Raw genomic sequence first — 12,373 nt, forward strand, 5'->3', positions numbered from 1 at the left:
CCGCAGGGGCCGCGCTGAAAAAACTGGGGGATTCTCATGCCTGCAAAAACCATGCTCCGGCTCTCGGCCTGCGGGGCAGCAGCAGCTGCATTGATGGGCGCCGTGGCCGCGCCGGCCACGGCCGCCAGCACCGAGGGCACCACATTCACAATCCGTGATACGTGCACCGAGCTGGCACCTGAGGTAACAACATGCAGCGCCATGACCGAACGCCGCATCGAAGTCCATACACCGTCGGGGATCACGATATTCCAGGGCTACCGCGAGTATTCAGATGCCACCACGTACCCGGGCGGGTCGCACACGTCTGAGGGGACGCGCAGGTACCTTGTCGTTTACACGTCGTCGGTGGAGGTGCCGGATGGCATCTACTACCTCGACCCCCAGGTGACGCGGGTTGATGGTTCAGACGTTCTGTCCTACTCGGATGGGTTGACCTGCGTCCTGGATACCAACTTCGTGGAGGCGAACGTCTCCGGCGGCTACAACCACAGCACCGGCTCCTGCACCACCAGCTGATTGGCTGTGACCAGGCGAAGGCCCGTCCAACACCATTTGGATGGGCCTTCAGCGCAGCAAGGGGCAGAAGGCCGGGCCGGAGGACTGCCTGGCGGGCCGGCAGGGCCTGGCGAAACGGCAACTGATGAAGGTGCCGCCTAAGATGGCGAACATGGAAGAGCAGGCCCTGGCAGACATCGCGAACGGGCTGTACGCCGCGCCTTTGGAGGACTTTGTGGCGGCCCGGACAGCTGCAGCAAAGGAAGCCGCCGGGAAGGACAAAGAGCTGGGCGCCGCCGTCAAAGGGCTTCCCAAGCCGTCGGTTGCGGCCTGGGCCGTGAACATGCTCGCCCTGCACCAGCCCGAGGTCCTCGACGGACTGGCTGACCTCGGCTCCCGGATGCGCGCCGCGCAGGCCGCACTCGACGCACCGTCGCTCCGCGAACTGGGCCGGGAGCGCCGCACCATGCTGGCCGCCGCCGTCGACACCGCCAAATCGGTGGTCCAGCAGCAGGGACGCGCCATCAGCGAAACCATTGCCGGGGATGTCGAAGAAACCCTTCGGGCCCTGACGGCCGACGCAGGGGCCGCGGCTGCCGTCCGAAGCGGGCGCCTTGTGAAGACTCTGTCGGCGGATGGCGTGGGCGCCGCCGACCTCGAAGGGGCGGTGGCGGTTCCCGGGGCGCTTCCTGCTGCCCCGCCGGACGCTCCCCCCGCCGCGACCCCGGCCCGGAAACCGGCACCGACAGCCGACAAGAAGCAACGCACGACGGCGGAGCGCCCCTCCCAGCCCAAGCCAACCAAACCGCGGCTTGAGGCAGTCCGGCAGACGCCCCGGCCGGCGTCCCCGCCAGCGCTGGAAAAGGCCCAGGCAGCCCTGGCGGAAGCCCGGGAGGAGGAGGCCAGGACGAACGAACTGGCCCGGGAACTGCAGGAGCAGGCGGAACAAACCAGGACGGACATTGCCGCCCTGCAGCGGGAAACAGCGGAACTCCGTGACCGGTTGAAGGCCGCGGAGGAAGAGCTGGAGCGCTCCCGCAGGCGGCTCACCACCACGGCTGCCGAGGCAAAGCAGGCTGCACGGGCAGCGGACAAAGCCGGGCGGACGGCCATGCTGGCGCAGGAGCGCGTCCTCCGGCTGGGCAACACGCGGGGCTGATTCCGGGAATTGTCAGACCCCTCTTGCACACTGGATTTATGGAAAACCAACCCGTACAGGAATTTCACGTCACCTACTTCGATGCCGACTGCGGCCGGTCCAGGGCTGAAATTTTCGACACCCTGGCAGAGGCGCAGCGGTTCGCCAACAGGCACTGCTCCGGCGAGGACAGCTGGGCTGTCATCGATACTGTCAGCGTGGAGCACATCAAGATCGCTGCCTGACCGTCCCCGGGAGGTTACGGCTTAAAGCAGGAACCCGCACTGCCCGAATCAGGCAGTGCGGGTCCATACCGCTTATTGCAACGGTGCCCTATTGCAGGGACGTCGCCTACGCGAAGTCGGAAACCGCCGGGTCCGGGCCGATGCGGCCTTCACCGTTACCGGTGCGGTCCAGGGCGTTGATGGCCTCAACGTCCTCGGCGTCCAGGGAGACCTCCAGCGCCGCGAAGTTTTCACGGATCCGTGACTCGGTGACTGACTTGGGGATCACCACGTTGCCGATGGCGAGGTGCCAGGCGATGACCACCTGGGCGGGGGTGGCCTGGTGCTTGGCGGCGATTCGCGCCACCGTTGCGTCCTCGAGCAGCTCACCGCCCTGCCCCAGCGGCGACCACGCCTGCGTCAGGATGCCCTTCGAGGCCCCGAATTCGCGCAGCTCACGCTGGCTGAAGTACGGGTGCAGCTCGATCTGGTGGATGGCCGGGACTACACCTGTTTCATCGATCAAACGCTGCAGGCCTTCCGCGGTGAAGTTGGAAACGCCGATGGACTTGACCCGGCCGCGCTTCTGGAGTTCGATCAGCGCCTTCCAGGTGTCCACGTACTTGTCCTGCTTGGGCTGCATCCAGTGGATGAGGTACAGGTCCAGGGTCTCCAGGCCAAGCCTGTCCATCGATTCCTCGAAGGCAGCCAGGGTTGACTCGTAGCCCTGGTCCGAGTTCCACAGTTTGGTGGTGATGAAGATCTGCTCCGGGGACAGGCCGGAGCTGGCGATGGCACGGCCCACTCCCGCTTCGTTGCCGTAGATCTTTGCGGTGTCGATGTGGCGGAAGCCGGCTTCGAACGCCTGGCGGACTACCTTTTCAGCCACTCCGTCGTCAACCTGCCACACGCCGTAGCCGAGCTGGGGAATCGTGTTTCCGTCATTGAAAGTCAGTGTAGGTGAAGAAGTCATGGATTTATCCTGCCAAATAATCCACCCTGCACCGGGGCATTCGGGCCCCGCTAAGCCACACGCTTAACGGGGAATTTCCCGGCTTAACGGGGAATATTCCGGCCGTGCAGCTAGGAGGCCTCCTCATGGAGGTGCCTCTCGGCGTCGGACACCTGCTGGTAAACGGCCTCCGCACGGCGGCGCACGGACGCGGCCCCTACCGGCACGGGCCCGACGGCGAGCCGCAGCATTGCCGCCGCTTCAGCGGTGGTGGCCAGCGAATTGCCCGCCTTGGACAAGGCCCGGTGAACGCCGGAAAGGGCAGCCGGGATGTCCAGCCCCTCGCTGGGTGAGCGGCGCTGCGCTTCCACGCAGACAGCCCTCACCCGGTCCAGGAGCGCGGCCAGTTCGTTGGCGATCTCCACCAGCTCCTCGTACAGCTGGTCGTCCTCCACGCCTTCGAGCACCTGGTGGAAGCGGTCCAGTCCCCGATGGAAGCGGTCGTGCGCCCGGCGCCACAACCCCTTCCCCAGTTCCGCGTCGTCCTTGCGCCCCTGCCTGGCAGCGCTGAAAAAGCCCAAGCGCAACCTACAGATACTGTCCGGGACCGTGGTCCGGGTCGTTCTGCTGCCCCGGGCGTCCCGGAGCGCCTGGGCGGGGACCGGCGGGCGCGCGCTGGGGCTCGCCGTTCTCGCCGATCACCACGCCCGGGGCGATCATTGTGCCAGGCGGAAGCTGGCGCAACTGCATCTGCGCGGCTGCGTGCTCGCGGGCTGCGTGCTGGGCTGCGATGGCTGTCTGGATGCCGTGGAACAGGCCTTCCAGCCAGCCCACCAGCTGCGCCTGGGCAATGCGGAGCTCTGCGTCGGAGGGTGTGGCCTCGTCCGAGAAGGGAAGGCTGATCCGGTCCAGTTCCTCCACCAGCTCGGGCGCCAGCCCGTCTTCCAGCTCCTTGATGGAGCGCTCATGGATTTCGGCCAGCCTGCCCCGGGCTGCGTCATCCAGCGGGGCGGACTTCACTTCCTCCAGGAGCTGCCGGATCATGGTGCCGATCCGCATTACCTTGGCTGGTTCGTCCACCAGGTCCTGCAGGCTGCTGCCCTTGGGCTTGGTGCCGTCCGGCTGGGCCGCCGGCACCGGCGGCTGGCTGTCGTCGATGGTGGTGCCTTCTACCGGGAGGTCCTCAGGTGCCTGAGTGTCTTTCGGATCGCTCATGCGTTCATACTCTCACGTGGAATCCGTCCGAACGCCACTCGATGAAGCCGCCTGACGGTTGTCCGCTGCGGGCTCAATCAGCAGCACCTGCCCTGCGGGTTGGCGTCCTGGCGGTCCGTCCGGTCGCGCCAGAACTCCCGCTCACTGAGTGGCGGTTCCTTGTGGCCGGCCTCCCTGTGGTGTTCGAGGTATTTGGTGTAGGCGTCGGCACCCATGACACCCCCCATATATCGTGCGAACCCCTTGAACCCGTTGGAGAGCGCTGCAACTCCGGTGCTCATCAGTGGTGTCCTGCCCGCTCGAAGCGCAGGTTGGCGGGAACCTTTTCCCATTCCGCCAGCAGCTCACGCTCGGCACGGGTGGGAATGAGCCCGGCGGGAGCGAAGACGCGCGACGGGAGGGCCGGGTCTTCGTTGTCCTTGGTGGGAACGCCGGCCGCCCTGTTCCGGAACGCCCGGACGGTGGCGAGCAACGCCGTCGCAATGACAATGATGCTCAGGACCACGAAGATCACCGAGAGCCAGCCCTGGATGGCGGTATTGCGAACCACGGCCTCCATGGCCACTACGGTCTTGGCGCTGCCGAACTCGGTCTTCCCCTCGGCAAGGGCCTTGCTGAAGGCGGCGTTGTTGGCGAAGTAGCCTACGGCGGGGGTCGGGGAGAAGATCTTCTGGTAGCTCGCGGTGATGGTGACCACCGCGGCGAAGGCCAGCGGCAGCGCGACGATCCACAGGTATTTGAAGGATCCGCGCTTGGCTGCGATGGCCAGGCACACGGACAGGGCGATGGCCGCCAGCAGCTGGTTGGCGATGCCGAACAGCGGGAACAGTGTATTGATGCCGCCCAGCGGATCGGTCACGCCCATCAACAGCACCGCACCCCAGGCACCCACCATGATCGCGGTGCAGAGCCACGCCCCGGGCCGCCAGGAGGCTTCCTTGAACTTGGGGACGAAGTTGCCGATGGAGTCCTGCAGCATGAACCGTGCCACGCGCGTGCCGGCGTCAACTGCCGTCAGGATGAACAGGGCTTCGAACATGATGGCGAAGTGGTACCAGAACGCCATCATGGCGGTGCCGCCAATGAACTGCTGCATGATGTGTGCGAGGCCCACAGCGAGGGTGGGAGCGCCGCCGGTGCGCGAGACGATGCTTTCCTCGCCCACGTTGGCTGCCGTCTGGGACAGGAATTCCGGAGTGAGGTTCACGCCGCTCAGACCCAGGCTGTTGACCCACGTGGCGGCCGTTTCCACTGTTCCGCCCGTCAGTGCGGTGGGCGAGTTCATGGCGAAGTACAGGCCACGGTCAATCGAGATGGCGGCAACCAGGGCCATGATGGCCACGAACGATTCCATCAGCATTCCGCCGTAGCCGATGAAGCGCGTCTGGCGTTCCTTCTCCACGAGTTTTGGCGTGGTGCCGGAGGAGATGAGGGCGTGGAAGCCGGACAGCGCGCCACAGGCAATGGTGACGAAGAGGAAGGGGAAGAGGGATCCGGGGAACACCGGCCCGTTGTCCCTGCTGGCGAATTCACTGAAGGCCGGCACGGTGATTTCCGGGCGGACAACGATGATGGCCAGCGCGAGCATCACGATCACGCCGATTTTCATGAATGTGGAGAGGTAGTCCCGGGGTGCCAGGAGCAGCCACACGGGCAGGATCGCGGCGATGAAGCCGTACACGATCAGGCCCCAGGCGATGGTCACCTTGTCCAGGCTGAAGATGTCCGCGCCCCACGGGGTTTCTGCCACGATGCCGCCGCCGATAATGGCCGCCATCAGCAGCACGAAACCGATCAGTGAAACCTCCATCACCTTGCCGGGCCGGAGGTAGCGAAGGTAGATGCCCATGAACAGGGCGATGGGGATGGTCAGGCTGACGGAGAACACGCCCCACGGGCTTTCACCCAGGGCATTGACGACGACGAGCGCGAGGATGGCGACGATGATCACCATGATGAGCAGGGTGGCGATGAGGGCCGCAGTGCCGCCGATGACGCCGAGTTCCTCACGGGCCATCTGGCCCAGGGAACGTCCGCCGCGGCGCATCGAGAAGAACATCACCAGGTAGTCCTGCACGGCGCCGGCGAGAACGACGCCGATGATGATCCAGATGGTGCCGGGAAGGTAGCCCATCTGTGCTGCAAGCACGGGGCCAACCAGGGGCCCGGCGCCGGCGATGGCGGCAAAGTGGTGGCCGAACAGGACGTTGCGGTCCGTCCGGACATAATCCTTGCCGTCGGCCTTGTACTCGGCGGGGGTGGCCCGGCGGTCATCCGGCCGGGTGATGTACCGCTCGATCACCTTGGAATAGAAACGGTAGCCGATCAGGTAGGTGCACACCGATGCGAACACGAACCAGATCGCATTGACGGTCTCCCCGCGGATGATGGCGAGCATGAACCACGCCACGCCGCCGAGCAGGGCGATGGCGGCCCACAAGGCGATTTTGCCGGGCGTCCACTTCCTCTCCTCTGCCTCCCGGGCATTCTCATCCACGGCGGCAGGGGGAAGGGCCTGATCTGTGGCCACAGCACCCTCCCTCCGGAATGAACCGTTCCGATCATCAGGCGTTCCGGCCATGTCTCCTCCTTGAGTGGGTGCAGGTCTCCCCTTACTAAGGCACCTTACCAATGCCGGTTGCAGATGGGGATGGGTTGCGCCGCCCGCCGCCGGCCGGTGCGGCGAACGGCAGCCACGGGGCGCCGAACGACCCCGCAGGTGTGTGGTTCTGCCCTAACCAACCAGCCCTCTGCGGGACATCGGGAGCACAGCCCGCGTACAGATCCACGCGAGCGCCGATCCCGTGAGCGGGACGGCCAGCACGAGCGCCAGCAGGTGCAGCCAGGGGATCTCCACGGCTGTCCTCATATCCGTCGAGGCCACAATAAGCACCGCGGGCACCGCCCCGGCGATGGTACCGAGAGCGGCCCCAAGACCGGAGGTGAGCAGTGCCTGCGCCGCAGCGAGCCCCTTCCGAAGACGGGGTGAGGCCCCCACTCCGGCAAGGGTCACATGGTCGTTCCGGGCGTCAGCCAGTGCCAGGCCGGTGGTGATGCCGGCGGCGCTGAGAGTTATCACTGCGCTGGCAGCCACGATCAACCAGAACATCCACTAGTTGTCCTGTGAGACTCCCGGCTCCGCCCAGAACCCGGCACCTGGCTGCTTGTAAACAGCTGCCACTGCCGCGGCCGCCGCGTCAGCTTCGGCGGCTGACGGCCGCCGGTCCAGCTGGACCAGCAGCTCGGCCGGTTCAGCCCGCAGGTCCAGCCGTTCCGCCGTCTCCGGCGAAACAAAGCCGTAGTAAGGCACCGCTTCCCGTGGTTCCACTGCCATCGCGGGCAAGGAGGTGCTGCTGACCGTCCGGTGGACCATCGAGCCGTCCGACGGCGACTGCAGCTGGGTGCGGACGTCCTGTCCCCGCAGCACAACTTTTCCGTCCTGGACAAAGACCGGATTGGTCACCACCATGCCACCGGCATCCAGCACCCGAAGGGCTTCGGCGCCTGCTTCCGTGCCGAGCATCATCCGGATGTCCTCGGCACCTCCCACCACGATTCCCCTCGGCGAACCGGACTCACGGATCATGGAGCCGCGGCAGCGCCAGTCTTCGGGGTCCACAACCCTCCGCTGCGGCGTCATCGGACATTCATGCTCCTCCGGGACAGCCAGGGAATAGAGGATGCAGTTCGAATTTTCTGTCCGCACGGGGACCGTCATGTCCACCTCGGGGCCAAATTCGCAGTCAATCGGTGCCGGCGCCGTGATGACCCTGGTCCAGGCAACTGCGCCGACCGCCTTCCCGACGCGGGACGAGAGCTCAGCCGGGTCCACTTTCATCGGCGGCTGGCGGCTGCCGTCCGCGGGGAGCGGGGCGTCCATCACCAACGGAAGGCGCGCCTGGTTTTCCAGGGCACTCCACCAATGGTTGTCCCGCATCCAGGTTTGCTGGGTAGCCGACAGCACCAGGCCGGCGCTGGCCAGCGTGGCCGCGGCCAGCACCGCGGCCACTGCCGGGACGGTCCGTCCGCGGTTTCGGGCCGAGTCCCGGGCCGCCATCCTGAGGGGCAGGGACAACCATTGCGTCCGGGATGTCAGGCGGACGATCAGCCAGCCCGTCAGCAGCACCAGCGCAGCCACGGCCAGCCCTGCCCCGCCGATCAGCAGCGTGGCCACCAGTGGAAGCTGTTCTGCCTGCCGGTCCGGGTCCTTCGCTGACTGGCCCAGCAGCCAGCCGGCTGCCAGCAGCCCAACGGCCGCCACCAGCAGCACCGCCCCCGTGATACTCGTCCGCTTTCCGTTCCCGGCGGGAGCGCGCCCGGACTTGAGGGCACCGAGCACTGCCTGGCGGGCTACCTGGCCGGCAGGAGCCACCGCGGCGAGGATGCAGGCGGCCAGCCCCATGAACATTGCAAGCGACGTCAGCAGTATGTCCGGGTGCAGTCCTGCCAGCCGGGCCGAGCCGGTGGACCGGACCCAGAGTACGACGACGGCTGCCGCCCCGAGTCCCAGGCCTGCGCCTGCCATGACGGCAATGGCACCGAGCCACAAGCCGGCCGCCGTTACGACGGCACGGACAGTGGGCGTCTCAGCCCCCGATGCAGCCAACAGCGCGAGTTCCCGCACTTGCCTCTTGGCGCCCACCGCGAAGGCCGCACCGGCAAGCAGGCCAACCTCAAGGAGGGCAAGGGCTCCGAGCAGGCCGAAGGAGGCGTAGAGGGTCAGCGTTTCCGTCGACTCGTACCTGGGCTGTGCACCACTGACCACCCGCTGGTCCAGGGGCGGTGGATCAAGCACCACGCTGCGGGAAAGCACCGCGACACCCTGGCGGTTGGCCGCCCGGACCTGCTGCCAGCTGACGGGCTCCGGTCCCACGAGGTAGTAGGACACCGACTGGGGCAGCTCACGCTCCCGGCCCAGGACAGCAGGCGCCACTTGCCCGGGCTGAACGTACAGGAAGCTGTTGTTGTCGGAGGCGTCCGCGTCACGAAGGGTGCCCACCGGCACATACGTTCCTGCCGACGTCGTAAATTCCTCGCCGAGCTGCAAGTGGAAGCGTTCCAGCAGCCCGCGCGATACCAGGACTTCCCGGCTGGATTCGGGAGCGCGGCCATCGAGGAGGGTGAACTTGCCTGTGAACGCGGGATTCAGCGCGTCCACCTGCACGCCGTTCAGCGACACCAACGCTTCCCCAACGGTGGTGGTGAGCTGCAGTTGGCGCATCGGCAGCACATCGTAGCCTTCGGGAAGCAATTCTTCAGGCGGCGTGGCGATGAAGTCGGGGTCCGCATTCCCTGTGCTGGACGCCACCACGGCGTCGTTCAGCGGGTCCTGGATTGATTCGGCGTTGACCGACGCCAAGGCACTGAACCGCGCCTGCGCGTTGCCCAGTTCGTACCGGACGATCTCCTCCGGTGTGCGCTGCGAGCTCTGGTACAACGTCGCAGCCCCGGTCATTCCGGCCACCGGCAGCATGATCAGCAGCACGATCAGGAACGACCGTCCCCGGTGCCGCCGGATGTCCCGCCGGGCCATCCGCAGGGCAACCCGGAAACTGCTCCGGCGCCCTCCCGGCGCCGGAGTGAGGTCCAGGGGCATCAGTGGCCGGCCTGCGAGAGCAGCAGTGCAGGATCATGCATGGCGGTCGCCTGGTCCACGATCCTCCCGTCGCGGAGGAACACCACCCGGTCGGCCCAGGCCGCGTGCCTCGCTTCGTGGGTGACCAGCATGACGGCCGCGCCCGCATCAGCCCGCGAACGCAGCACTTCCATGACTCCCTGGCCCGTGGTCGAATCCAGGGCGCCCGTTGGCTCGTCGGCGAGGATCAGGCGCCGCTTCCCCACCACGGCCCGCGCGATGGCCACCCGCTGCTGCTGGCCACCGGACATCTGGTCCATGAAGCGGTCCGCGAGTTCCGGAATCCCCACCTGGCGGAGGGCATCTGCCGCCTGCCTCTGGGCCTTCTTCGAAGCGGTGCCGTCCAGTTCCAGGGGCAGCGCTACGTTTTCGGCGGCGGTCAGCGTGGGAACCAGGTTGAAGTCCTGGAAAACGTATCCCACCGCACGCCGGCGCAGCCGGGCCAGCTCGTTGAGACCCAACGCGGCCAGGGGGGTTGACTCCACAAAGACCGCGCCCGACGTCGGCCGGTCCAGTCCCCCGGCCAGGGCAAGGAGCGAGGACTTTCCCGAGCCCGACGGTCCCATGACCGCAACAAACTCGCCAGCGCTGATGGCAAGGTCCACGTCCCGAAGCGCGGCCACCGCCGTCGCGCCTTCCCCGAACGTCCTGCTGACCTTCGCGAGCTCCAGGACCTGCTGCGGCCCCCGGACGCTCACCGGCGGCTGTCCGCGTTGAGCGGGGTGGCGTCTTCCGTGACCCCGTTGGACGTTTTGCGTGCCCCACCCGAGCCGGCTGACTGCGCCTGCTGGACCATCCGGGCCTCGCAGAGGTCCAGCCAGCGGACCTCCGCTTCCGTTTGGAAGATGAGGGAGTCAAGGACCAGCAGCCATGCTGTATCACCGCTGCGCTGGCTGGCCGCCGTGTCCCTGCGGGCCTTGGTGTAGTCCTGCAGCGACCTGATGGACGCCACCCGCTGGGCCTGGATGATCGCCTGGACGTCCACCCCCGGGAGGGTGACGGCGAGCGCCAGCTTGATGGCGAGCTCGTTCCGCGGCGGGTTGGTGCGCTCCACCGGCGCGGCGAACCAGCTCTGCACCTCCGCCTTGCCCGCAGCCGTGATGCTGTACACCACGTGGCCCTCGCCGTCGTCGCCCTCCTTGGCAACGAGGCCGTCCCGCTCGAGCCGGTCCAACGTGGTGTAGACCTGGCCGATGTTGAGCGGCCAGGTGGCTCCGGTCCGGTTTTCGAACTCGACCCGCAGCTGGTAGCCGTAACGCGGCTGGTCCTGCAACAGGGCGAGGAGGCTGTGACGGATGGACATGCTGCTCCTTCGGGCTGGTTACCGCCGGTATGCACGGACCCCCAAGACCCGTGCATACCGCGTATGCCTCGAAGCCTAGCCCAGCCGGCGCCGCAGCACAATACTGAGTATCTACTGCCTACATCAGGAGGAGGATCTTGCCTACGTGGTCCCCGCTGTCAAAGTAACGGTGCGCGGCCTGCACCTGGTCCAGCGGGAACGTCTTCGCCACCAGCGGGCGGATCCGTCCGTCCGTGACCAGCGGCCATACGGCGTCCCTGACCGCGTTCATGATGGCGCCCTTTTCCTCAACGGGCCGGGGCCGGAGCGCCGTGGCCACCACTGCGGCGCGCTTCTTCAGGAGTTGCCCCAGGTCCAGTTCCCCCTTGGTGCCGCCCTGCAGGCCGATGACCACCAGGCGGCCGTAGTCTGCCAGGGCATCCACATTCTGCTGGAGGTACTTGGCTCCGACGACGTCGAGGATCACGTCCGCGCCTTTTCCGCCGTTCTGCCGGCGGAGGCTTTCCGGAAAATCCTCCTCGGCGTAGTTGATGGCAATGTCCGCGCCCAGGAAGGCTTTCGCGGTGCTGACTTTTTCATCAGTTCCTGCCGTGGTGGCCACCTTGGCGCCGAAAGCCTTGGCGAGCTGGATGGCCATGGTGCCGATTCCACCGGTTGCACCGTGGATAAGGACCGTCTCACCCGGCTGCAGCTGGGCCGTCATGATCAGGTTGGAATAAACCGTGGCGGAAACCTCCGGCAGCGAAGCGGCCGTCACCAGGTCAACGCCGTCGGGCACACGCAGCACCTGCTCTGCCGGGACCGCCACCTGCTGCGCATAGCCGCCGCCGGCCAGCAGCGCCACCACCTTGTCGCCCAGCGAGAACGCCTTGGTAACCCCCGTGCCAAAGCCCGCGATCCGGCCGGAAACCTCCAGGCCCGGTATGTCCGACGCGCCGGGAGGCGGCGGGTAAAAGCCCCGCCGCTGCTGCACATCCGCGCGGTTCAGGCCGGCGGCAACCACATCGATCAGCACCTCGCCGTGACCCGGCACCGGCGCCTCCACCTCGCGGACCTCGAGGGCTTCCGGGCCGCCCGGTTCCGATATGTAGACGGCTTTCATAGACCACTTCCGTTCCTGACTGAATACTGGCTGCAACCAGTGTGCACCGGCAGCCTTCCGGGCTCTGTTTTGTTGCAGGCAAGTGCCTATGAAACACTACTAGTTGAGGAAGGTTGTCCGAGCGGCCGAAGGAGCTAGTCTTGAAAACTAGTGTGCGGTAACCCCGTACCAAGAGTTCGAATCTCTTACCTTCCGCAAAGAAGGCCCCTGTCCGCCAGCATGCTGGCCGGCAGGGGTCCTTTGTTTTAAGCCCGGCCTTGCCCCTCGGGTGAGGCGCATCGATTCCGCCGGGCCGGCCACACCTTT

Annotated in this window: 13 protein-coding genes and 1 tRNA gene; 4 read left to right on the top strand and 10 right to left on the bottom strand. The window is 66.6% G+C overall.

What is annotated here, in order from left to right; all coding sequences use genetic code 11:
• Positions 1–36 precede the first annotated feature (36 nt).
• Genes B5520_RS17150 through B5520_RS17160 form a run of 3 tightly spaced genes read left to right on the top strand, consistent with a single transcriptional unit; the run spans position 37 to position 1,881 of the window.
• Entirely contained in the window at positions 37–519 is a 483-nt protein-coding gene (locus B5520_RS17150; RefSeq protein ID WP_079598290.1) for a hypothetical protein, read from the top strand.
• Positions 520–559: 40 nt separating this feature from the next.
• Positions 560–1,657, top strand: coding sequence for a hypothetical protein (locus B5520_RS17155; RefSeq protein ID WP_254865616.1), 1,098 nt, complete (start codon positions 560–562; stop codon positions 1,655–1,657).
• Positions 1,658–1,695: 38 nt separating this feature from the next.
• Entirely contained in the window at positions 1,696–1,881 is a 186-nt protein-coding gene (locus tag B5520_RS17160; protein ID WP_079598291.1) for a hypothetical protein, read from the top strand.
• 106 nt (positions 1,882–1,987) lie between these two features.
• Here B5520_RS17160 and B5520_RS17165 read toward each other — a convergent pair whose 3' ends face one another.
• The 10 genes from B5520_RS17165 to B5520_RS17205 form a co-directional block, all read right to left on the bottom strand.
• Positions 1,988–2,833, bottom strand: a complete 846-nt coding sequence (locus B5520_RS17165) for an aldo/keto reductase (protein ID WP_079598292.1) — start codon at positions 2,831–2,833, stop codon at positions 1,988–1,990.
• A gap of 110 nt (positions 2,834–2,943) precedes the next feature.
• On the bottom strand, positions 2,944–3,393 hold the full coding sequence (locus B5520_RS17170; RefSeq protein ID WP_079598339.1) for a hypothetical protein: 450 nt from the start codon (positions 3,391–3,393) through the stop codon (positions 2,944–2,946).
• Between the two features lie 7 nt (positions 3,394–3,400).
• On the bottom strand, positions 3,401–4,027 hold the full coding sequence (locus B5520_RS17175) for a bacterial proteasome activator family protein (RefSeq protein ID WP_079598293.1): 627 nt from the start codon (positions 4,025–4,027) through the stop codon (positions 3,401–3,403).
• Between the two features lie 77 nt (positions 4,028–4,104).
• Positions 4,105–4,308, bottom strand: coding sequence for a YbdD/YjiX family protein (locus tag B5520_RS17180; protein ID WP_079598294.1), 204 nt, complete (start codon positions 4,306–4,308; stop codon positions 4,105–4,107).
• On the bottom strand, positions 4,308–6,608 hold the full coding sequence (locus tag B5520_RS17185) for a carbon starvation CstA family protein (protein WP_176156904.1): 2,301 nt from the start codon (positions 6,606–6,608) through the stop codon (positions 4,308–4,310). Before B5520_RS17185 ends, B5520_RS17180 begins: the two co-directional genes overlap by 1 nt.
• A gap of 153 nt (positions 6,609–6,761) precedes the next feature.
• Complete coding sequence (locus tag B5520_RS23080) at positions 6,762–7,136, bottom strand: hypothetical protein (protein ID WP_254865617.1); 375 nt, start codon at positions 7,134–7,136, stop codon at positions 6,762–6,764.
• Between the two features lie 3 nt (positions 7,137–7,139).
• Complete coding sequence (locus B5520_RS17190; RefSeq protein WP_254865618.1) at positions 7,140–9,623, bottom strand: hypothetical protein; 2,484 nt, start codon at positions 9,621–9,623, stop codon at positions 7,140–7,142.
• The gene (locus tag B5520_RS17195) at positions 9,623–10,360 is read right to left on the bottom strand and encodes an ABC transporter ATP-binding protein (RefSeq protein WP_079598295.1); all 738 of its coding nucleotides are present in this window, start codon (positions 10,358–10,360) and stop codon (positions 9,623–9,625) included. Before B5520_RS17195 ends, B5520_RS17190 begins: the two co-directional genes overlap by 1 nt.
• Positions 10,357–10,965, bottom strand: coding sequence for a PadR family transcriptional regulator (locus B5520_RS17200; protein WP_079598296.1), 609 nt, complete (start codon positions 10,963–10,965; stop codon positions 10,357–10,359). Before B5520_RS17200 ends, B5520_RS17195 begins: the two co-directional genes overlap by 4 nt.
• A 118-nt stretch (positions 10,966–11,083) precedes the next feature.
• Entirely contained in the window at positions 11,084–12,067 is a 984-nt protein-coding gene (locus tag B5520_RS17205; protein ID WP_079598297.1) for an NAD(P)H-quinone oxidoreductase, read from the bottom strand.
• Between the two features lie 107 nt (positions 12,068–12,174).
• Here B5520_RS17205 and B5520_RS17210 point away from each other — a divergent pair.
• Positions 12,175–12,262: transfer RNA gene (locus B5520_RS17210), tRNA-Ser, on the top strand.
• The last annotated feature ends 111 nt before the right edge of the window (positions 12,263–12,373 follow it).

The organism is Arthrobacter sp. P2b (assembly GCF_900168295.1).
Lineage (GTDB): Bacteria > Actinomycetota > Actinomycetes > Actinomycetales > Micrococcaceae > Arthrobacter.